Source organism: Mycobacterium sp. TY814 (assembly GCF_030755175.1).
In the GTDB taxonomy this organism is placed as follows: Bacteria; Actinomycetota; Actinomycetes; order Mycobacteriales; family Mycobacteriaceae; genus Mycobacterium.
Genome location: NZ_JAUFRY010000001.1, coordinates 295,690 through 316,793, shown reverse-complemented (window position 1 = coordinate 316,793; position 21,104 = coordinate 295,690). Strand labels below are relative to the sequence as shown.

Annotated in this window: 18 protein-coding genes and 1 pseudogene; 10 read left to right on the top strand and 9 right to left on the bottom strand. The window is 60.5% G+C overall.

What is annotated here, in order from left to right:
* Window positions 1-60: 60 nt before the first annotated feature.
* Window positions 61-1,046 (top strand): annotated as a pseudogene (gene meaB, locus QXH22_RS01090) (methylmalonyl Co-A mutase-associated GTPase MeaB).
* Between the two features lie 52 nt (window positions 1,047-1,098).
* Window positions 1,099-2,385, top strand: coding sequence for a serine hydrolase domain-containing protein (locus QXH22_RS01085; protein WP_306240923.1), 1,287 nt, complete (start codon window positions 1,099-1,101; stop codon window positions 2,383-2,385).
* Window positions 2,386-2,392: 7 nt separating this feature from the next.
* On the opposite strand, the gene QXH22_RS01080 is transcribed toward QXH22_RS01085, so the two are convergent.
* Window positions 2,393-2,605, bottom strand: a complete 213-nt coding sequence (locus QXH22_RS01080) for a dodecin (protein ID WP_055579412.1) — start codon at window positions 2,603-2,605, stop codon at window positions 2,393-2,395.
* Window positions 2,606-2,631: 26 nt separating this feature from the next.
* The gene (gene rfbG, locus QXH22_RS01075; RefSeq protein WP_306274750.1) at window positions 2,632-3,648 is read right to left on the bottom strand and encodes a CDP-glucose 4,6-dehydratase; all 1,017 of its coding nucleotides are present in this window, start codon (window positions 3,646-3,648) and stop codon (window positions 2,632-2,634) included.
* A gap of 230 nt (window positions 3,649-3,878) precedes the next feature.
* Between rfbG and QXH22_RS01070 the strand changes: the two genes are divergently transcribed.
* The 4 genes from QXH22_RS01070 to QXH22_RS01055 all read left to right on the top strand — a co-directional run bounded on the left by QXH22_RS01070 (window position 3,879) and on the right by QXH22_RS01055 (window position 8,706).
* Window positions 3,879-5,138 (top strand): nucleotide sugar dehydrogenase, encoded by a 1,260-nt coding sequence (locus QXH22_RS01070; protein WP_306274749.1) that lies wholly within the window; start codon window positions 3,879-3,881, stop codon window positions 5,136-5,138.
* A complete protein-coding gene (locus QXH22_RS01065) occupies window positions 5,135-6,154 on the top strand; it encodes an NAD(P)-dependent oxidoreductase (protein ID WP_306274748.1) in 1,020 nt (339 codons plus the stop codon). The genes QXH22_RS01070 and QXH22_RS01065 overlap by 4 nt, the downstream gene beginning before the upstream one ends.
* A 29-nt stretch (window positions 6,155-6,183) precedes the next feature.
* Window positions 6,184-7,656 (top strand): glycosyltransferase, encoded by a 1,473-nt coding sequence (locus tag QXH22_RS01060; protein ID WP_306274747.1) that lies wholly within the window; start codon window positions 6,184-6,186, stop codon window positions 7,654-7,656.
* A gap of 99 nt (window positions 7,657-7,755) precedes the next feature.
* Window positions 7,756-8,706: a hypothetical protein gene (locus tag QXH22_RS01055; protein WP_306274746.1), complete on the top strand. Its 951-nt coding sequence runs from the start codon at window positions 7,756-7,758 to the stop codon at window positions 8,704-8,706.
* On the opposite strand, the gene QXH22_RS01050 is transcribed toward QXH22_RS01055, so the two are convergent.
* Window positions 8,694-9,856, bottom strand: a protein-coding gene (locus tag QXH22_RS01050; RefSeq protein WP_142283724.1) for an IS3 family transposase whose coding sequence is annotated in 2 segments (ribosomal slippage) — window positions 8,694-9,569 and window positions 9,572-9,856 — 1,161 coding nt in all. Because the reading frame shifts where the segments join, the coding sequence is not laid out codon by codon here. The two genes, QXH22_RS01055 and QXH22_RS01050, sit on opposite strands and share 13 nt — an antisense overlap.
* 85 nt (window positions 9,857-9,941) lie before the next feature.
* Between QXH22_RS01050 and QXH22_RS01045 the strand changes: the two genes are divergently transcribed.
* Window positions 9,942-10,487, top strand: a complete 546-nt coding sequence (locus tag QXH22_RS01045) for a hypothetical protein (RefSeq protein ID WP_306274745.1) — start codon at window positions 9,942-9,944, stop codon at window positions 10,485-10,487.
* Here QXH22_RS01045 and QXH22_RS01040 read toward each other — a convergent pair whose 3' ends face one another.
* From QXH22_RS01040 to QXH22_RS01030, 3 genes are all read right to left on the bottom strand, one after another.
* Window positions 10,488-12,440: an acyltransferase family protein gene (locus tag QXH22_RS01040; RefSeq protein WP_306274744.1), complete on the bottom strand. Its 1,953-nt coding sequence runs from the start codon at window positions 12,438-12,440 to the stop codon at window positions 10,488-10,490.
* Window positions 12,441-12,564: 124 nt separating this feature from the next.
* A complete protein-coding gene (locus QXH22_RS01035; RefSeq protein ID WP_306274743.1) occupies window positions 12,565-13,311 on the bottom strand; it encodes a bifunctional 2-polyprenyl-6-hydroxyphenol methylase/3-demethylubiquinol 3-O-methyltransferase UbiG in 747 nt (248 codons plus the stop codon).
* Between the two features lie 12 nt (window positions 13,312-13,323).
* Window positions 13,324-14,508 carry a DegT/DnrJ/EryC1/StrS aminotransferase family protein gene (locus QXH22_RS01030; protein ID WP_306274742.1) on the bottom strand — a complete coding sequence of 395 codons (1,185 nt, stop codon included), beginning with the start codon at window positions 14,506-14,508 and terminating at the stop codon, window positions 13,324-13,326.
* 656 nt (window positions 14,509-15,164) lie between these two features.
* Here QXH22_RS01030 and QXH22_RS01025 point away from each other — a divergent pair.
* The 3 genes from QXH22_RS01025 to QXH22_RS01015 all read left to right on the top strand — a co-directional run bounded on the left by QXH22_RS01025 (window position 15,165) and on the right by QXH22_RS01015 (window position 18,175).
* On the top strand, window positions 15,165-16,079 hold the full coding sequence (locus QXH22_RS01025) for a glycosyltransferase (protein WP_306274741.1): 915 nt from the start codon (window positions 15,165-15,167) through the stop codon (window positions 16,077-16,079).
* 7 nt (window positions 16,080-16,086) lie between these two features.
* On the top strand, window positions 16,087-17,283 hold the full coding sequence (locus QXH22_RS01020; protein WP_306274740.1) for an ATP-grasp domain-containing protein: 1,197 nt from the start codon (window positions 16,087-16,089) through the stop codon (window positions 17,281-17,283).
* Window positions 17,284-17,428: 145 nt separating this feature from the next.
* Window positions 17,429-18,175, top strand: coding sequence for a 2OG-Fe(II) oxygenase (locus QXH22_RS01015; RefSeq protein ID WP_306274739.1), 747 nt, complete (start codon window positions 17,429-17,431; stop codon window positions 18,173-18,175).
* A gap of 42 nt (window positions 18,176-18,217) precedes the next feature.
* Here the strand turns inward: QXH22_RS01015 and QXH22_RS01010 are convergent, their stop codons facing one another.
* From QXH22_RS01010 to rffA, 3 genes are all read right to left on the bottom strand, one after another.
* Window positions 18,218-18,820, bottom strand: a complete 603-nt coding sequence (locus QXH22_RS01010) for a trans-aconitate 2-methyltransferase (RefSeq protein ID WP_306274738.1) — start codon at window positions 18,818-18,820, stop codon at window positions 18,218-18,220.
* Between the two features lie 54 nt (window positions 18,821-18,874).
* Entirely contained in the window at window positions 18,875-19,624 is a 750-nt protein-coding gene (locus tag QXH22_RS01005; protein WP_306274737.1) for a class I SAM-dependent methyltransferase, read from the bottom strand.
* 96 nt (window positions 19,625-19,720) lie between these two features.
* Window positions 19,721-20,869: a dTDP-4-amino-4,6-dideoxygalactose transaminase gene (rffA, locus tag QXH22_RS01000; RefSeq protein WP_306274736.1), complete on the bottom strand. Its 1,149-nt coding sequence runs from the start codon at window positions 20,867-20,869 to the stop codon at window positions 19,721-19,723.
* Between the last annotated feature and the right edge of the window lie 235 nt (window positions 20,870-21,104).

Genomic DNA, 21,104 nt, shown 5'->3' with positions numbered 1-21,104 from the left:
CGCGCGGCGTGTCGGGTGCGCAGGTTCAGTGTCGCGGCCACGGCGCGGCAGGCGGCGTAGATGACATCCGTCGAAGAGCTCGCCGATGCGATCCGCTCGGGCGACCGCGCGGCGCTGCCCCGGGCCATCACCATGCTCGAATCCACCCGCGCCGATCATCGCGAGCGGTCCCAGCAGCTGCTGCTGGCCCTGCTTCCGGACGCCGGCAACGCGCACCGGGTGGGCATCACCGGGGTGCCGGGGGTGGGCAAGTCCACCACCATCGAAGCCCTGGGCATGCACCTGATCGAGCAGGGCCACAAGGTCGCGGTGCTGGCCGTCGACCCCTCCTCGACGCGCACCGGGGGCTCCATCCTGGGTGACAAGACCCGGATGGCGCGTCTGGCGACGCACCCCGACGCCTACATCCGGCCGTCTCCGACGTCGGGCACCCTCGGTGGGGTAGCAAAGGCCACCAGGGAGACCGTTGTGCTGTTGGAAGCGGCCGGTTTTGACGTGATCCTGATCGAGACCGTCGGTGTCGGGCAGTCCGAGGTGGCGGTGGCCAACATGGTCGACACATTCGTGCTGCTGACCCTGGCGCGCGCCGGGGATCAGTTGCAGGGCATCAAGAAAGGCGTGCTGGAGCTCGCCGACATCGTGGTGGTGAACAAGGCCGACGGCGAGCATCTCAAGGACGCGCGGATGGCGGCCCGGGAACTCGCCGGGGCGATGAGACTGATCCATCCGCGCGAATCGCTATGGCGGCCACCGGTTCTCACCATGAGCGCGGTGGAGGGTACCGGCTTGGCCGAGCTGTGGGACACCATTCAGAAGCATCGCGAAGTGCTCACCGGGGCCGGCCAGTTCGAGGCGCGGCGGCGCGAGCAGCAGGTCGACTGGACCTGGCAGATGGTGCGCGACACGGTGCTGGACAAGGTGATGTCCAATCCCGAGGTGCGCAAGATCCGCCGGGACGTCGAACGGCAGGTGCGCGACGGCGAGCTCACCCCGGCCTTAGCCGCCCAGCTAATACTTGAGGTCGCAACCACCTAACGGATCGGTAAATTTGTCCGGGTTCGCCCATGGACTCTACGAAAGCGAAGTAAATTCAAAGCCGTGACGGTAGACATCGGAGTCGATCGCCGCGCTGTTCCTTCTCACGATGCCCCTGACGCAGGGCATGGTGTGTTCGGTGCCGCGGACTCCCACTTTGGTTGCGTCGTTCGTGCATTCTCCACCATGTTCCCTGGTCACCGCTTCGGCGGCGGGGCACTGGCGGTCTATCTCGACGGGCAGCCCGTCGTCGACGTGTGGAAGGGCTGGGCCGACCGCGACGGCAAGGTGCCGTGGTCGGCGGACTCCGCCCCGATGGTCTTTTCGGCCACCAAAGGCATGGCCGCCACGGTGATTCACCGGCTGGCTGACCGCGGGCTGATCGACTACGACGCACCGGTCGCCGAGTACTGGCACTCGTTCGGGGCCAACGGCAAAGCGAAGATGACGGTGCGCGACGTCATGAAGCACACCGCCGGCCTGTCGGGGCTGCGCGGGGCCACCCAGGAAGAGCTGCTGGATCACGTGCTGATGGAGGAGCGACTGGCCGCGGCGTCACCGGGACGGCTGCTGGGCAAGCCGGCCTACCACGCGCTGACCTTCGGCTGGCTGATGTCCGGGCTGGCCCGGGCGGTCACCGGCAAGGACATGCGCGTCCTGTTCCGGGAGGAGCTGGCCCAACCGCTGGGCACCGACGGTTTCCACCTGGGCCGCCCACCCGCCGGCTCGCCCACCCGCGCGGCCGAGATCATCATGCCGCAGGACATGGCGGCCAACCGGCTTCTGACCTGTGCGGTGCAGCGGGTGGCCAACTCATTCTCCGGCGGATACCGGTCCATGTACTTCCCCGGCGTTATCGCGGCGGTGCAGGGCAACATGGCGATGCTGGACGCCGAGATCCCCGCGGCCAACGGGGTGGTGACGGCCCGCGCGCTGGCGCGGATGTACGGCGCTATCGCCAACGGCGGAGAGGTCGACGGCACCCGGTTTCTGTCGCGGCGGCTGGTGGCCGGCCTGACGGGGGAGAAGGTCGTCCAGCGCGACCGCAACATCTTCGTGCCGATGGCTTTCCACCTCGGCTACCACAGCCTGCCGATCGGCAACGTGATGCCCGGATTCGGTCACGTGGGTCTGGGCGGCTCGGTGGGATGGAACGACCCGGAGACCGGGGTCGCCTTTTCCGTCGTGCACAACCGGTTGTTGACGCCGTTCGTCGCCACTGACCACGCCGCGTTCCTCGCGCTGTACAAGATGATCCGGCAGGCCGCCGGCAGAGCGCGCAAGCGCGGCTACCGGCCGGTGCACGGGCTGGGTGCGCCGTACACGGAGCCCGGACAGGTCGCGGGTTAAGGCCGGCTTACGAATCTTCCAGGCGGAAGCCGACTTTCATGGTCACCTGGTAGTGCGCGACCTCCCCGTCTACCAGGTGGCCACGAACGGACTCGACCTCGAACCAGTCCAGGTTGCGCATGGTCTGCTTCGCTCGGGTGAGACCGCTCTGAATCGCTGCGTCGATGCCGTCGGGTGAGGTGCCGACGATCTCGATCACGCGGTAGGTGTGGTTGCTCATCGTGGGGACGATATACGGGCCGGGGGTCAATCAAGGCTTTCGAACGCGGCGATTTGCTCTCTGGTCACGCTGAGCGGGTCGGCGCCGTCGTGGACACGCCGTTCCCATTCGATGGTCCATGACACGGCATCGCGGAAACCGAGTCGGTTGCACCAGCCGAGTTCCGTCTGTGCTTTGGTCGCGTCGAGGGCGAGGAGATTGGCCTCGTGGGGGTGCTCGCCGGGTTGGCGGTCCCAGTGGGCGCCGCCGCCCCACAGGTCCGCGGCCAGTCCGGCCACCCGGCCGACTTCGACGAAGCTGTCCCGGCCGGGCCCGATGTTCCACTGGCCCAACCCCGTACCGCTTAGCAGTGCGTCGGCGATGGTGAGGTACCCGTTGAGGCAGTCGAGCACGTGCTGCCAGGGGCGCACGGCCTTGGGGAACCGCAACAGCGGCGCCCGGCCGCTTGCATAGGCACGCACCAGGTCGGGCATCAACCGCTCGTGGCTGACGTCGCCGCCTCCGATGACGTTGCCGCCCCGGGCAATTGCGGTGGGGCACCCCGGAAAGCTGCGGATCCAGGACTGGGTCAGCAGATCGGCCATCGCTTTGGAAGCGCTGTAGGGATCGTCACCGCCGAGTGGATCGGTTTCGACATAGCCGGCTTCCTGGTCGACGTTACGGTAGACCTTGTCGGTGGTGATGACCACATGCGCGCGGACCGAGGGGGTGGCTCCGACCGCCTCCAGCACGTTCATCGTGCCCATCGCGTTGGTCTCATAGGTGAAGCGTGGTTCGCGGTAGGACTCGCGTACCAACGATTGGGCGGCCATGTGCACCACGACGTCTGGGGCGGCGGCCTGGATCGCTGATGCGGTGGCGGTGGCGTCGCGGATGTCAACCCGGTAGTCATTCAGCATCTGGTCGGCGAGGCCCGCCCGGGTGAAAAGGCTGCCGCCGGGTGGATCCAGAGCGAGACCGGACACCTGGTGGCCGCGGCCGAGGAGCAGCAACAAAAGCCACGGGCCCTTGAATCCGGTGTGCCCGGTGACGAGGTAGTGCATATGAGGTCTCCTCACGGTGCATCACGTCAGACGGGCAGCATCCGAACCTACAGCATGCATTCGGCACGGAACGGCCGCCGTCGGCATACCTGCGGTATGTGCGCCAAACGCCGCATCTGCTCGCGAGAAATTTCGTACGCTCAGGCCAGCACTTTCGCCTGACTGTTGGGGACAGTTTGGTCGCGTCCGGATCCGGACGGGACGGGGTATGCAAGGGAGGGGCGATTCGCGTGGCGAATCAGCACAACAAGCGCATCTGCATCGTTGGCGGTGCGGGGCACGTCGGTTTACCGCTGGCGCTGGTCCTGGCCGACGAGGGCTACACGGTCGACATCCTGGATACGAACGCGCTGGCGTTGAAGACGATCATGGCCGGCAACATGCCCTTCATCGAGAACGGCGCCGAGGAACTGCTCAAGCGTCTGCTGCCAACCGGACGTCTCTCGGCGAGCACAGATTCATGGATCGTCAGGAATGCAGACATCGTGATCTGTGTCGTCGGCACACCGGTCGATGAGTTCCTGACTCCGCAGGCGCACACCTTCTTTCGGATCATCAACGAGATCAGCCCGTATTTCCACGACGAGCAGACGCTGGTGCTCAGAAGCACGGTGTACCCGGGGCTCACCCAGCGCGTGCATGACCTTTTTCAGGAGCGTGGCATCGGCGTGCACGTGACCTTCTGCCCGGAGCGCATCGCACAGGGACACTCGCTGCGTGAATTGAGGATCATTCCGCAGATCATCAGCGGATTCGACGACGAGGGTCTGCGAGTGGTGCGGGAGCTGTTTTCCGGGATCACCAGCGAGATCATCGAGGTGGAGCCGCAAGAAGCCGAACTGGCGAAGTTGTTCTGCAACAGCTATCGCTACATCCAGTTCGCCGTCGCCAACCAGTTCTATCTGCTCAGCCGCGAAGCCGGGCTCGACTACAACCGCGTCCACCATGCCGCAACGTATAAGAACGGTCGGGTCGACAGCCTGCCGAGAGCCGGCCTGGCCGCCGGCCCGTGCCTGTTGAAAGACACCATGCAGCTCGCCGCCTTCAGCAACAACAACTTCATGCTCGGCCACTCGGCCATGCTGATCAACGAAGGCCAGCCGCAGTTCATCGTCAACATGCTCAAGCGCCGAGTCGACCTGCGCGACAAGACCGTTGGCATCCTGGGCATGACCTTCAAGGCGGACTGTGACGACACGCGCGATTCGCTCAGCTTCAAGCTGCGGCACCTGCTGATGCTCGAAGCCAAAGAGGTGATCCGTCACGACCCGTTCCTGGACGGGCCGGACTACCTGCCACTTGATGCCATTCTCGAACGGGCCGACGTCATAGTGGTCGGGGTTCCGCATTCGGAGTATCGGGGCTTGCGGGTGCCGGAGGGGACGATCGTCGAGGACGTGTGGGGTTGCCTGGACGTCAGCGAGGCGGACGACAACGCTTTGAACGGAGCCGAATTGGCGACCCTGGGCATGGGAGCTGCAGCCCGGTGAGGGTCTTTGTCACAGGCAGTGCGGGATTCATCAACGGTTACGTCGTCGACGAGTTGCTCCGAGCGGGTCACGAAGTTGTGGGCATCGACAACTACTCGAAGTACGGCCCCGTCGCCAAAAGCTATGACAATCATCCGAACTATCAGTTCGTCGAGGGTGACGTCAAAGACGTTGACCTGATGTTCCGGCTGGTCGAGGGCTGCGACCAGATGGTCGCCAGCGCGGCGCGGATCGGAGGTATCACCTATTTCCACGAGTACGCGTACGACCTGCTGGCCGAGAACGAGCGCATCGCCGCTGCGCATTTCGATACGGCCATATACGCCTACCAGAAGGGCTGGCTGAAGAAGATCAACGTGATCAGCTCGTCGATGGTGTTCGAGAACGCGACCATCTTCCCGACGCCGGAGAAGCACATCACCGAATGCCCGCCTCCGACAAGCACTTACGGATTCCAGAAGCTGGCGTGCGAGTACTTCGCGCACGGCGCCTACGAACAGTACGGATTGCCGTACACCATCATCCGTCCCTTCAACTGCGTGGGGACGGGTGAGCAGCGGGCCATCGGCGGCCGTGAAATACCCAGTGGCAACGTCAAACTCGCCATGAGTCACGTCGTCCCGGACCTTATCCAGAAGGTGGCGAAGGGCCAGGACCCGCTGCACATACTCGGCGACGGCACGCAGGTGCGGCACTACACCTACGGCGGGGATCTGGCCCGCGGTATCCGTACCTGTATGGAACACCCGGCGGCGCTCAACGGCGACTTCAACCTGTCCACCCCGGAGGCGACCACCGTCGTGGAACTCGCGGAAGTGATCTGGCGCAAGATGCGGCCGGAAACGCCTTTTCGCTACGAAAGCGACCCGCCGTTCGAGCACGACGTCCAGTTGCGCTCGCCGGATGTTCAGAAGGCTTCGGAGGTGCTTGGGTTTTCCGCGGCGACATCCCTCGATGCCATGCTCGACGAGGTCATCCCCTGGGTTGTCAGCGCCGTTGAAGCGGGCACTATCTGACGCGCGGTCGAGCTGACCCAGAGGACAATATGCGAATCGCTGGTGAAACCGATCTACAGCAGCTGTACCGCAACCGATTCGGTCATGACCTCGAGGCGCGATCCGAGATATGGACCGTTCTGGTACACGACTTCTTCCAGGCGTGGATCAGAAGAAGCGACACCGTCGTCGACCTGGGTTGCGGCTACGGCGAATTCCTGAACCAGGTCAAGGCCGCACGGCGGATCGGGGTCGATCTGAACCCCGACAGCGCGAGCAAGCTCAATGCCGACATCGAATTTCACGAAAGCCGGGCAGACGAACTCGACTTTCTCGCCGACGGCTCGGTGGACGTCGTCTTCAGCAGCAACATGCTGGAGCACCTACAGGACAAGGCGCAAGTAGAGCGCACCATCGCCGAAGTTCGGCGTGTGCTGCGACCGGGGGGACATTTCATCGCCCTGGGGCCCAATATCAGATTTCTTGCCGGCGCCTACTGGGATTTCTGGGATCATTCGGTCCCGATCAGCGATCGCTCCCTGACCGAACTGTTGCAGCTCAACGAATTTGAGGTGGTCGACACCCACCAACGTTTTCTCCCGTACTCGACATACTCACCCTTGCCCAAGGCGCCGATCCTGGTCCAGCTGTACGTGCGATCCAGGTGGGCCTGGCCGGTGTTCGGCAAGCAGTTCGTCATTCGCGCCCGCAAGCCGTCCGATTCGGCCGACAACGAGCGGCTGATCAGCGTGGTGATACCGGTCTACAACGAAGGCGAGAACATCCAGGTCTGCGTCAGGCGGCTCGCTAATACACTGGCGGACACACCGCACGAATTGCTGATCTGTTACGACTTCGACGAGGACACCACACTGCCGGCATTGGCCGCGATGGACGACCGCCCCGCCACGGTCCGTCTGGTGCGCAACTCCCTGGGCAAGGGCGTGGCCAATGCTCTGATCGCCGGCTTTGCGGCAGCGCGGGGTGATGTCATTGTCAGCAGTATGGCTGATCTGTCGGACCCGCCATCGGTGATTCCGTTGATGGCGGCCAAGATTCGCGACGAGGGCGCAGACGTCGTGAGCGGTTCGCGCTATATGCCGGGTGGCTCGCAGGCCGGTGGGCCCCGATTGAAGACTGCCATGTCGCGCACCGCGGGCCTGAGTCTGCACTACGTCGGTCGCTTGCCCACACACGACGCCACCACGAATTTCCGCGGCTACAGCCGTCGACTCCTCAGCGAAGTCGCGGTCGAAAGCGAGCGCGGATTCGAGGTGGGTCTGGAGCTCACGACGAAGGCGCATCTGCTGGGCTACCGGGTGGACGAGGTCCCGAGCAGCTGGGAGGACCGTACCGCCGGAGAAAGCAAATTCGATCTGGTCGGGTGGTTGCCTGCGTATCTGCGCTGGTATGGCCTCGCGATGCGGCGTCCGGTGATGCGGTGGGCCGGAAGCGGTGCCGCCGGACTGGGGGCGGTGAATGCGCTACAGCGATACCGACGGCGAAAAAGCCTTTCGTCCTGACGAGTTGGCACCCGGACGACCAGGGGACTGACAGTGCGTGGAGACGACGAGGTGATATCAACCGAGGCGAACACTGGGTCGCCGGTCGGACGACGACGCTTGTCTGCTTTGCTCGCGGCTTTGGCCTGCACGGTGTTCGGGTGCCGGCTCATCATCGTTTCCGCGTTCAGCTCATCAGTGCCACTGCTCGATCAATGGGACGCTGAGGGGCAAGCCCTGTATTCGCCTTACCTCAAAGGCACCATATCCTTTGCCGATCTCGTCGCATCGCACAATGGCCACCGCATCCTGATCACCCGCCTCGTTGCCTTGGCTCACCTCGAGATGGCCGGTGAGTGGAACACCCGCCTCGAAATGATTTTCGGCGCAGCCGTCCTCACCGGTTTAGTCACGTTGCTCGCCGCCCTGCTGATTCCTCTTGTCGCACCGCACCTTCAGGTGCTCCTGACCTGTTTTGTCGCGCTGATTTTCGCGTTTCCGATCGACTTCGAGAACACCGTGTGGGGATTTCAATCGCAGGTCTATCTGTCGTTGCTCTTCGGCCTGATCGCACTAGCCGCTTTCTCCACTGCGCCAGCATTCTCGGTGCGCTGGTTTGCCGGTTTATCGGCGGCAATCCTCAGCTACTTCACCTTTGCCACGGGCGTCGCCACCCTGCCGGCCGCTGCGATGCTGGTGGCACTGCAAATCGTGACGAACAGCAGGAAGCGCAGCAACCGCGAAATCGCAGCTGTCGTCGTAATGGCGTCGATCGCCGTCGCGATGACCGCGTGGGGAGCTGAAAGCGCCAAGTCAATGTCCACCCCTGCGGGTTTCGTTGCAGGACTTGGGATTTTCGCGGCTCTGACGATTGCCGGAGGAATCCCGATCGCCCTGTACTGTCGGCGTACCTTGAAGACCCGCCCGAGTATTTCCGACGGCGCCTGGGTCGTCCTCGGAATCTCCGGTTGGGTCACCATTCAACTAGTTCTGTTCGCCTACGGACGCGGAAGTGTGGTAGCGCCCGGGTCTGCTGCACGATCAGGTGACAGTTTCGGTCACGCGGCCTGACTGGCCGGTGTGGTCATGATTGCTTCGAATTCGATCGGGGTCAACCGCCCGAGGCCGGACTGGCGGCGGCGCCGGTGGTAGGTGCGCTCGATCCAGGTGACGATCGCGATGCGGAGTTGTTCTCGGGTGTCCCAGCGGCGGCGGTCGAGCACGTTCTTCTGCAGCAGGCTAAAGAAGCTCTCGATGGCGGCGTTGTCGCCGGCGGCTCCGACACGGCCCATAGAGCCGACCATCTCGTGTTGATTCAAGGCGTGTACGAATTTCCTTGACCGGAACTGAGATCCGCGATCCGAGTGCAGAATGCACCCCGCGACATCTCCGCGTCGGGCTACCGCGCTGTGTAGTGCCCGGATGGCCAGTTGTGACTTCATTCGGGAGTCGATGCTGTAGCCGACGATCCGGTTGGAGAACACGTCCTTAATCGCACAGAGGTAGAGCTTGCCCTCACCGGTGCGGTGCTCAGTGATGTCACTGAGCCACAACTGATTTGGCCCTTCAGCGGTGAAGTCACGCTCGACAAGATCGTCGTGCACCGGCGGCCCGACTTTGCCGTTCTTGCCGCGTTTCTTACCAAACACGCTCCACAGTCGATTCTGCGAGCAGATCCGCCATGCGGTGCGCTCGGCCATCGGCTCGCCGGCATCGCGCGCCTCCTCCACGAGGTAGCGGTAGCCGAACTCCGGATCGTCTGCGTGCGCGTCGAACAGCGCATTGGCGCGGTAGGCCTCGATGAGTTCGGCCTCGGTGATGGGGTCGGCCAGCCAGCGGTAATACGGTTGGCGGGAGAGCTTGAGTACCCGGCACGTCACCGCGACGGGGATCCCGTCGGCGGCGAGCTCTTTCACGAGCGGGTAGACCCTTTTCCCGGCAGATTGGCCTGCGATAAATACGCTGCGGCCCGGCGCAGCACCTCGTTCTCTTGCTCTAGCAGTTTGATCCGCCGTCGGGCTTCGCGCAGCTCACCGGACTCGCTGGCGCTCTTGCCGGGCTTGGTGCCTTCGTCGATGTCGGCCTGACGGAGCCATTTCTGCAGCGTCATCGGGTGCACTCCGAAATCGGTGGCGATCTGCTCGATCGTTACACCGTCATCGCGGTTGCGAGCGACCCGGACGACGTCGTCGCGGAACTCGCGGGGGTAGGGCCTTGCCATGGGGACATCCTTCCAGCCCGCCCATGCTGGGCAAGCCAACTCAGATGTCACCTATTCGTGCAGCAGACCCCCCCGCTATTTAGACGTGGTGCTGATGGTGTATCCCATGGCGTTCGTAAGCGTGTTCGCACTGTCGGACAGGGCGCGCAGCGCCGAGGCGGGCAAAAGGGTCCAACGTGGCCCGGTGTTCTGGGTGGTCGCCGTTGCCGTCGCATTCACGGTGGCAGGTTGCGTGTCGGTGCTCGCCTGCAGTTACTGGAGCAAGGCGGCAGATCAACAGACCGCCAATGTTCGGGCCTATCTGGCGACCGGAGACCTGAAACAGCTCAAGGAGCGCGGGAGCGCCAATCACGGTGTCACACTTGCCCATCCGTATCCAGAACGACAGGCACAGGTGCTCGGCGATCCTGATCTGAGGGCAATCCTGCCGCCCGATATCCGGCCTGCCGATGCGGACAACCGCGTGGTGCGCAGTCACCTGCTGCTTCGGGGTGCGCCCGCCGCCGCTACGGCGACGGTTGCTCGCAGCCTACTGATGGGCGGACCTGCTGTTCTGGCAATCGGCGTCGGATTGTTCTTCGGTGTTGGGACGGCTCAAAGTCTGGTCGCCTCTGCATCTGATCGGCAGTAATTAATTCGACGAGCGTGAGACGGCAGCCCGGAATTGCGGATTATCGGCGAGCATCCGGCCGGCCAGGTATCTGCTGCCCGTCTCGTTGAGGTGGTTTGAGTCGCGGAACAAGAGAGCGTCGCCTTGGTTCATGCGGCAAGAGTATCGGTCGCAGAAATACTGTGCTGTCTCGAGCAGGGTTGCTCCCGGCACCTTGTTGACGGTGGATCGCAGTGCGGGGAAGTACGTAGCGTAATCATCCTCGAAACGTTGCCGGCTCTGAGTGCATTTCGAGAACGGCAATATGGGGGCGATGCGGTACTTGCAAACGACCGCATCGAAGCGGAACCAGGGAACATCGTCTGTCACGAAAACTGATTTGCCCTTCGATGCAAAGGCGTTCAAGGTTGTCGCTAGCTGGTCTTTTTCGCCTACGCCTCGACTGGGCCAATCGCCGTTGATGACAACTGTTTCAAGTATTGGGTCTGCGGCGAAATGGGCGATAACGTCAGCCATGCCATTTGTAGTTGCGACTGGCAATCCATTTGCCATGTAGTAGAGGATATTTTTATCGGGTAAGGCTTCGGCCAATCCGAGGAATAGGTGTTCAGCATGACTATCGCCGATAATGGCAATATCCACTTTTGAACCAGTTTTGGACTGCCGACAATGGCTGAGCCCCTTCCATTGCACAGCGCTATCTCGTGAAGGTTGGTCGAAGCAGGGGACCGATACGCGGTTTAAAAAGTGGTAAAAGTCGTCCCAATCGGTGCTGCCGTGGTGCGCCGTGGGGACGACACCCGATCTGTACCGTGGTATCCAGAAGTCGTTCGCGGCGAATACTCCGATTTCTGCTAACAGCACAGGGGGTAGGACGACAGCGGCGATCAGAGCTGCACTGCGTGCGCGGTTAAGCGGAGGTAGCCGTTGAATGGGCTGTTCGACCCAGTGATACGAGGCTGCGGCGATCGGGATTGCGAGTGACGAGGAAATCAACGTTGCGTACGAGGACCCCGGCCATAGCTGAATGGCGAACACGTCCAGCGGCCAGTGCCAGAGATATATCGAGTACGACCAGTCGCCCAACTTCACAATGGGTGCAAGGGTGAGAACACGGCCGACCGTGGTGACATGATGCGTGCCCGCTGCGATCAGCAGCAGTGTTGCGACAACTGGAAGTAAAGTCCACGTACTGGGAAACGGCGTCGCCTCATCGATCTCGGCGGCTGAAAGAACTATTAGCGCTATGCCGAGCCAAGCCAGAACCTCCGCGAACTTGTCGGAGCGCAGCGATCGGGTCGTCAGGAAAAGGGCGAGCAGCGCGCCCACCGCGAACTCCCACGCCCGCGTGAAAGGGCTGTAGAAGCCCGTGATGTTCATCTGGGCGGCTTTCTGCCCTCCTGGGTGCACCACCGCAAGCCAAAAAGATACGGCCGATACGATACTGACCAGCACGATTGCTCGACCCGGGCGTCGCGGTCCGTGTTTGGATAACGCCCAGCTAAGCAGGAGTAGCGCTGGGAATACAAGGTAAAACTGTTCTTCCACTGACAGCGACCAAGTGTGCAGCATCGGGTTAACTTTGGCTGGTTGCGCGAAATAGTCTCCTGTGTTGCGCGCGATCTCGAAGTTAGCGACTAGTAACATCGCGGCAGCTCCCGCCTGAGCTGCCTTTTGCTGCACTTCGAAGGGTGACATCAGGCAGAAAGACAAGACGATTGTCACCGCGACGGTGAGTGCTAGAGCCGGTGTAAGCCGTTTGAAGCGCCTGAAATAGAAGTGGCGCAACCTGAAACCTCCGGATGCCGAGCGCTCGCGATAAATCATCCCGGTGATGACAAAACCGGAAATCACGAAAAATACGTCGACACCCACGAATCCCCCGGGCACCGGAAGTCCACCGTGAAAACACGCGACCAGCAGCACCGCGACGGCCCTGAGCCCTTGGATATCGGATCGCCGGCTGCCTGTCATTACAGGGAGCTTGCGGGGTCGGATGCCTCCCACTGAAAACTCACCGGGCCCTTACAGGCCAATTTGATTCGGCTGGGTTTCCCCAGGCAAGATGCGCGTGGTCACCCGCATCGAGCGGCGCGAATCAGCGCTTTTCGAACGAAAGCACGGCGTAGTCGGCGAGCGCTGATGGAAATCGTCGGGCGAGCCGCTCACTTAATTCGTAGACTCCTTTGGTTAAGCGTGGCGTACGTTCAAAGATGGGCTCGGACAACAGCATTCGCGCAGGAAAGCAAAGAATTCCGCCGTGCCGCACTCCCCTCATGCCTAACGATGTGAAGAGCGAGGAGACCTCTTGGGGCTTCATCTTGCAGCCACGCGTGAGCACTGGGCTGGTATGGAAGGGTTCGATAAGCGTGACTCGACCGCCAGGCCTGATTGATCCAACGATCTTGCGAGCAACTTGCGGAAGCGTCGAGTTGGTGCACGCCGTGGCAACACATCCAAGAGAAAGGACGAAGTCGAATTTTTCGGACGGGAAGTCGTAGTCCCCGACGGTTGAGGCGACAAACGACGACGCTAGCGCTGGCAACCGGCGGCGGGCCTCGGCCACCATGGTATCAAGATCGACTCCGGTGTAATCATCGAACTCCGAGGCAAGCCGCTGCGCGACACGGCCAGTGCCGCAGCCGAGGTCGAGAACAGCACCACGCCGTTCGGGCAGTGTTGCTTTGATCACTGCCCATTCGTCACGGTCGACAAGATCGTTGAATGCGCGATTCTCCCACATCACACTTACCGTGCCGGGGTCATCAGCCCGCTGGCGCCAGTAAGCGACAGGGTCGAAACCCTTGCTCCCAAACGCAATCCGCTGCGTGATCTTTTTCCACATTTTCACAGCACCTTAGCATCGCGCGTGAGACAGGTCGCGATCGACCGCGAGGATGGTGTCGACCACCTGCTGGCGCTGCCCCTCGGTGAGGCCGCTGTAGAAGGGAAGATCGAGCACTTGGCGAGCGTGCGCGTGCGCCCGGGCGCATGTGGCCGGCGCTTCGATGAACGTGAAGCTGAAAGCAAAGTCAACTCCACGACGTGCCGATTCCCGGTAAAATGCGAGCTTATCGTCGTGCACGCGAATCGGAAACCGAATCGGCGCCCACGCGCTGTGCTCGTCGGCGGGCGGCAGAGAAAAACCGATCGCGGGGGAAAGGGCGCCACGATAGAAGGCATAGAGGGATCGCCTTTCAGCGATCAGAGCTTCGATGCGGGCGAATTGTGCTAGGACCACCTGAGCTTGGGCGTTGGTCATCGTGTAGCGATAGAACGGGCCGCGTTCGACCACGCCGAGCGGAGTCTCGGCAGTGAAGGTGCCCCCTTCATGAAATCGGTTGCGATGAAATGCGCGATAAAGCTTGGGATGCTGCAGCGTAAGCAGGGCGGCCCCCATGGCGAACGAACGCAACTCCAGTTGCTTCGGCAGCGCTTGGGTGCTCGCATGGTGAGCGTGCCGGATCGCCTCGAGAAGCAGCGTATCTGGCGTGATCACTGCGCCTCCCTTAAGCGGAACTGTAAGCAGCTTCGACATGTCGAAGCTGAAGAAGGCGGCGTCACCAAATGTGCCCGTAAGTTGACCATTCACGCGAGTGCCGAGCGACGCAGCGCAGTCCTCGACTACGAAGGCGCCGTGGTCGTGACAGACCTGCACCGTTTCTTCGATAGCGCAGGGGATACCAAACTGGTGGGTAGCGACGTAGACGCAATCTTCTCCGAGGACCGGCCCCAGGTCAGACGGATCGGTCTGAAAAGAGTTGGGTGCGCAGTCAACAAAGGTGATCTCGCACCCTGCCAGCAACGCGGCCTCCACGACCGCGTTACATGTGTAGGCGGGCACGACTACGCGCCTCCTGCCCATGGCCCGCAGTACCGCGAATAGCCCGGCACGACCTGAACCCGTGAGGACCACGTCTGCGACGCCGAAGTATGCAGCGAGGTCCCGACTGAGCGTCCCTAGTGCGTTTCCGTTGCGGGCTACGAGCAGCGCCTTCGTTAGTTCCAGCGCGGTGAAGCTCGGCCGCGTGCGCGAAATCATGACGAGGCCTCTAGCGCATTCATGTTACTTCCCGGCCTTATTTTCGAGGCGCCAAACCAGAGCGTCCAGCTCTATGTAAGGCACTCGCTTGCCGCGCGACCCACTGCCGACCCACTCAGCCACAAATAGGAACCTACCGGCGACTCAAATTACCTCCAAGACCGCACCGGCCTTGACGAGGTGCAAAAACTCGCTGGGCTGCGAACGCTCATCAAGGTCGACAGGCCCGAGTTCCGATGCATCGAGTGCATGAAGGGGTTGGCCATTCTCGCCGGCAACGCCGCCAAGAGGATTGTTACGACACCTGGTGCTGCTGGCCGCCCGAACACACGTATGCTGCGAGGCTGTTTGAGGTCCGGACCTCAACCACAATCGCTGCGGCGATGTCGCCGCAGGCGTCTGGGGCAGGGGCCATCCTCAGCGGCTGCTAGATTTACTGACGGCACGCGATCGTGGTTACGTTAAAGGACAGAAACCAGTGCAACAGACCGTAAGCGTGAGCTTCAAGAGGTCCGCCCTGTTGGAGCCACGGGCGTGTACCTCTGGGTTGTTGAAGGTGCCCGACCCGCGGGCAACTGGTTAGGCCACAGCGCGGTTCCAAATCGCTTATGACCGTTAAACCCACCCAGTCGCACCCTGCCGCCTCGCAGCTAAAGGTGAGCATTGTCATCCCTGCATACAAGTCTGCCGCATCGCTTCCAACCCTGCTGCAGCAGCTCTTTGAGATCGAAGCGACAACCGACTGGGATCTGCAGGTTGTCGTGGTTGACGATGCGAGCCCCGACGATACGTGGGCAACGCTAAAAGCAGCGAAAGAGGCCTACGGAGGCAAACTCCGTATTGCTCGAGCGCTTACGAATGGAGGCCAACACCGGGCTATCCAGGCCGGACTATCGCTCGTCACAGGCGACATAGTGGTAACGATGGACGACGACCTTCAACACCGGGCAGAGGACGTCATTAACTTGGTGGATGCGGTGTTCTCGGGATACGACCTTGCTATCGGCAGCTATTCTCAGAAGAAGCACAGCGCCGTGCGCAACACCGCGGGCACTTTCATAGATCAATTAATTAAACGCCTCTTCCAGCTACCCCGTTCATTTGAGCTGACCAGCTTTCGTGCGATGAAACGATCAGTCGCGGAAGGAGCACTTACACAAGTCAGCGAGCGGCCTTATATTACCGCGATGCTGCTAGCTAACTCGTCCAATCGGGTAAATATCCCGGTTGTTCATGAGCAGCGAGCCCACGGTACGTCGAACTACACTGTTGGCAAAAGTTTGTCCCTCGCCGCGAGCCTAATTTTTTCGTACTCCGCATATCCTATAGTATTTGTTGGCGCACTCTGCGCCTTGGCCTTGGGATGCTCAACCATTCTGGGTATTCATACTGTTTGGCGCGCCATCTACGAAAATAACGGTGTTCCGGGTTGGGCAAGTATGATTGTCGTGACGTCATTCATGAGTGGTCTGATTCTCTTAGCGCTCGTTGTATTTGGAATTTATCTTTCTCGGATTTACCTGACGATTGTATCCGGCCGGCTTAGCAATCGATTAGCCGAGATAGAATAGATGACCTGTGGCGAAATATCCTACACTTCTCGTTCTCGGTGCGTCTAATTATCAATGCAGCGTCATCCAGCGCGCCAAAGAACGGGGTGTCCGCGTTGTGGTGGTTGACTGGTCCGCAGAGAATCCTGGTCACACTCTCGCAGAGGAAGCACACGTAGCTAGCACTACGGACATCACCACAGTCCTGCGGATCGCCCGACGGTCCAACATAAATGGGATTATTGCACCGGCAACTGATGTCGGCGTCGTGACTCAAGCCGTAGTAGCGGAGCAGTTGGGGTTGAGCGGACCGCCACCTCAAGCGGCGCGCCTTTTGACTAGCAAATCCGCATTTTTCGATTACCTATTAAAGCTCCACTATCCCGTACCGCCGTTCGAAACTTTCGTATCTAACCCTCCGAGCGGCGCACCCACGGCCGTTTCGTTGCCGTGCATTGTCAAACCTGACGACTCGTCGGGCAGCAAAGGTGTGACCTTGGTCAGCCATCGTGCCAGCTTTGCGTCCGCTATTGCAGCGGCGTTGGAGCATTCTCGCTCCGGGATAGCGCTTGCGCAGCACTACGAAGCCGGTTTTCAAGGCACCGTTGAGGGTTGCTTGCTCGACGGCGAGATTATTTTTTCATGTGTGACGCAAAGACACCTCCCTGCGCCGCCCGTGGTCGCCACGGCTGGCCACTCCGTGCCTTCAGGGCTGGCCCCCGCGCAAATCGAGCAAGTCCTGAAAGACGTGAGAAATATCCTCACGTCTCTGTCAATCTTCAACTCGGTGTTCGATGCGGATTTCGTTTGGAGCGGTGAAGCTCCAATATTTTTAGAACTCACGCCTCGTTTAGGGGGTAATTCGCTAAGTCAGTTAATCCGCTTTCACTACGGTATATCCATTGAAGACATGGCGATCGATTTGGCGCTGACCGGCACTACATCCGTCGTTGACCGTCCACCATACGTTGGTGCGTCGAAAGTCGAACTGTTGCATTCCGAAGAGGGAGGGAGACTCGAGTACGATCCGGCGCGGTTGCGCACCGCTCTGGCCATCAGCGGTATTAAGCGTATTGTCCTCGATCACGATCCAGGGAAGATGGTCGTGCCTTTCATGAACGGCCGGCACAGATTCGGCGAGATTGTCGTCCAAGGGCCAACGCGGCAGGCTGCTGACCTGGCGATCGACGAAGCTCGGGCGGCCCTCTTGTTAAGAATCGTTTGACAAGGCAAGAGAAGCAGTGGCTGGGCTACGGACGTCGCCGCCCGCGCTCGAATGATTCCGTCCGCCAGTCCCTGCGGACTGATGTTTCTGCGGCCGGCATCACGTATCATAGGTCGGGGTAGCACGGATTTAGTTAGGTGAATAAATGAAGATTTCGGCTGAGCGGAAAGATTTTCTGTACAAGGGTTACGCAATTTTCGACGATTTTCTTTCGCCTGCGGAGGTGAACAAGATACTCGACAGCATTCGATTGTATCAAGAGCGTGACGGTGACATGCTGCAAGTGGAACGCCGAGATCTAATTGCGACACAAGTCTTCAAGACGATTGTTGGTGAGGATTGCGAGGCAAATATCGCGCTGTTGTCCGACTTGTGGCGCAGGCGCATCTTAGCGCTTTCGACTGAATTGGCAGGCATTGACCTCACGCCCATCAACGATGCTGCGATCGGGTTAAACCTTAATATTACTGAGCGTTCGGGACAGATCTCGTTTCATTATGATCGCAACGAAGTCACAGGAGTTCTTTACTTGCAAGGATGCACTGGTGGCGAACTCGAATGTTATCCACACTATCGGGTCCTACTACCGAATCGCTACAAGTGGTATGTGAAGCCTTTTCAGCGTTTCTTTGACCTTGTCTGGCGAACGCCTCTCGCGCTCAGACTTGTGCGTGGCCGCCGCGAAGTCATCGAAGCCAAGCCCGGTCGCCTCGTCATGATGCGTGGCTGGTTGGCTCTTCACCGGGTGCGGCCGGTCGAGCCGGGAACAAACCGCATTGCTGGCGTTTTCTGTTACGACAAGCCGGAAGTGAAGTGGGAAGAGTGGAACTCCGCCGATAATTACGTTGTCCAGGCTCGCCGCAAAGAGGAAAGTGCGAAAACTGGGAGATGATTGGTGTGACCTGCCCTGGGCTCAAGCGGTTTCTGTGTTTCGCTAGGGTGCACTCGTTTCGAGTGAGTCATCAGGAACGGAATGTTGCGCCGTCATAAAGAAAAGAGTGTACGGTGGAAACGCTTTTTTCACGATAACGCTTTCAACACGTGCGAATGTGCTGCGCGCCAACGTTTCGTAGCCTTCCGGCGTGCGCACGTGGCGACCACGATCCAGACTTATAAGTAGCCGGGCGATCGGATTCTGCCGCTTGATAAACACATTATCGGCCGTGATCACTCGCCCTTCTGGCTTTAAAACCCCTCGCAACAGCGTGAACAATCCTTTCACTTGAGCGTCGTCCATATGGTGGAGCACGGCTGAGACGATTGCAATATCGACGGGAGGCAGCGACCGGGCTTCTTCAGGTCCAAAGAAACCAACGTGGAACTTGCCTCGCCCGCGGTAGGTCGTTCGTGCCTTCTCGACGTAAGCGGCATTGGGTTCCCAGCCGAAGTACTCGACATCTGGCAGATGGCCGAGCAAGTCCGCTGGACCGCAGCCTATATCTAACACTCGATCTCCGGGTTTGGCGCGGACGAATTGCAGCGCGAAATCGCGTCGCCCCTTGTCCGCTCCCATGACTCGCTGAACGGTTTCGTACAAGATCGGGTTCCTGAGGGCAGCATACAACCCACGTGACCGCTCCGTTGCCACAGCTCAATCCCTCACGTAGACCGCAAGGCAGCTGGAACCGAACGGAATAGGGCGGCCCGCTTCGACGCGTTGTGCCTCAGCCTCAAGTATTCGGTCGACGACTCGTGCTGAAACACCCTCACGCACATGCTCAAACGTCTGTTTCTCCTCATCTTCTGGTCGCCGTCGCCCTCGCAAACTCGGTAAAGTCCGCATCGCGAAAATAAATGGCGGCAGAGGCGCAAATATATAGGTGGCGTACTCCGGCCTGAAGCCACTGCCTGCTAAAGCGTGCTTCAGGCTTCGGAGCGTATAGCGGCGGAAGTGGCCTGCTACAACATCATCGGTGGAAAAAAGAAACGCGTAGGCTGGCACGGTTAGAAACAGTCTTCCACCCGGCCGCAGCAACGAGTGTATTCGTCGGAGAGCACCGGCCTCGTCCTCGATGTGCTCGAGCACGTCGAACATGCCGGCGGCGCTGATGCTCCCGCGGGCCAAACCGATATCTTCCAGTCGTGCACAAATCACCGGATCGACGCCCCGCTCAAACGCTGCTCGCGCGCCATTGACGCCTGGTTCGACTAGTGCGCAGCTAAACCCAGCGTCCGTCAGTCCCTTGGAGACGTATCCGTTGCCGCCGCCGATGTCGAGCAGCACGCCCTCTGGCGGGAACCGGCGCGCAACGCTTGCGATGCATCGGTTTCTGTGACGGAACCAGAACGAGCGGTCCTCAAGTTGCAGACAGGCCGCATGTCCGTCGTCAGGATAAGACACCGAGGACTTGTGCCGAGCAAACCATATGCCATCTTCGCGCCGTTCAAGGTCAGGCGCCAAGCTACAAACATCAAATGTCATTTTGCGGTGGACAAGCTAGGCGTTGTGGATCCGGTAGAAGTCCATGACAGCGTTGGCGACTTCCTCAACCTCGTGATCGGTGAGGTCGTAATACATAGGCAACCTTACGAGTCGAGCGCTTAGTTCATCTGTCACCGGGAGGTCCACATGCCCTAGGCCGAGTTGTTGAGCGTACGGCGAAGAGTGCAAGGGGACATAATGAAATACGGCGAGAATGCTAGCTTCGCGCAGATATCTAATGAGCGCTGTCCGCTCTTCGATGTTGGCGGTCAAAAGATAAAACATGTGATAGTTCGTTACGCAATCAGGCATTTCGGCCGGAGTTCGGACCAAACCACGCTCAACTAGCGGTGCCAACATCTCGGCATAACGACGAAATATCTCGCCTCGTCGCCTGGTGATCTTCTCCATATTTTCAATCTGACCGACGAGGAAGGCCGCGAGCATATCGGACGGCAGGAACGACGAGCCCGCATCGACCCATGTGTACTTGTCAGCTTGGCCGCGCAGAAATTGGCTACGGTTTGTGCCCTTTTCGCGCAGGATTTCCGCGCGATGTTCCATGGTCGAATCGTTTATGACAAGGGCGCCGCCCTCTCCGCACGAGAAGTTCTTCGTCTCGTGAAAGCTGTAGCAGCCAAGGTGGCCGATCGTGCCTAGCCATCGGCCCTTATACGTCGCGAAAACACCCTGCGCTGCGTCCTCGACGACAAGCAGATCATGCCGGCCCGCGATGTCCATGATGGTATCCATTTCGCAGGCAACGCCGCCGTAGTGCACGGGAACAATGGCGCGCGTGCGCGGCGTGATAGCTCGCTCAATGAGTCGTTCGTCAATATTGAGAGTGTCGGGTCTGACATCTACGAACACCGGCGTGGCCCCGCGGAGTACAAACGCGTTGGCCGTGGATACGAATGTGTAGGAGGGGAGAATTACTTCATCGCCGGGTCGTAGGTCACATAGAAGCGCGGCCAATTCGAGTGCGGAGGTGCACGACGTAGTCAGCAACACACGCCTGGCGTCAAAAGCTCTCTCCAGTATGCCCTCGGCGCGTTGTGTGAACGGCCCGTTCCCGCTCGCGTGGCCGCCCGCGACTGCCTGGCCGACATAGGTCAGCTCAGAGCCCACAAGGGACGGCTTGTTGAAGGGGATGCGGATGGTCATCAGTCCTATGTCTATCAGCAAACCGCCGACCATCGCAGGAGATCTGCGATACTGCCATGATTTTGGGTGTGGTGCAGTCGACTGCTGCCGAGACGCCGTGGGCAGCACGGAGCGGGGGAACCTCCTGTCGGTGCCGTTGGTGAACCTGCGGGAAGCAAGTGCAGTCGTGCGCGTCGTTCGCCAGTCGCACACGACACACGGGTCGATTCCACGGCCTTGCAGCGTGATTCGCGCT

Excerpts from the sequence above, each read along its gene's own strand:
- QXH22_RS01080 (WP_055579412.1), bottom strand. The coding sequence starts at position 2,605 with ATGAGCAACCACACCTACCGCGTGATCGAGATCGTCGGCACCTCACCC.
- rfbG (WP_306274750.1), bottom strand. The coding sequence starts at position 3,648 with ATGCACTACCTCGTCACCGGGCACACCGGATTCAAGGGCCCGTGGCTT.
- QXH22_RS01060 (WP_306274747.1), top strand. The coding sequence starts at position 6,184 with ATGCGAATCGCTGGTGAAACCGATCTACAGCAGCTGTACCGCAACCGA.
- QXH22_RS01040 (WP_306274744.1), bottom strand. The coding sequence starts at position 12,440 with ATGACAGGCAGCCGGCGATCCGATATCCAAGGGCTCAGGGCCGTCGCG.
- QXH22_RS01035 (WP_306274743.1), bottom strand. The coding sequence starts at position 13,311 with ATGTGGAAAAAGATCACGCAGCGGATTGCGTTTGGGAGCAAGGGTTTC.
- QXH22_RS01030 (WP_306274742.1), bottom strand. The coding sequence starts at position 14,508 with ATGATTTCGCGCACGCGGCCGAGCTTCACCGCGCTGGAACTAACGAAG.
- QXH22_RS01015 (WP_306274739.1), top strand. The coding sequence starts at position 17,429 with ATGAAGATTTCGGCTGAGCGGAAAGATTTTCTGTACAAGGGTTACGCA.
- rffA (WP_306274736.1), bottom strand. The coding sequence starts at position 20,869 with ATGACCATCCGCATCCCCTTCAACAAGCCGTCCCTTGTGGGCTCTGAG.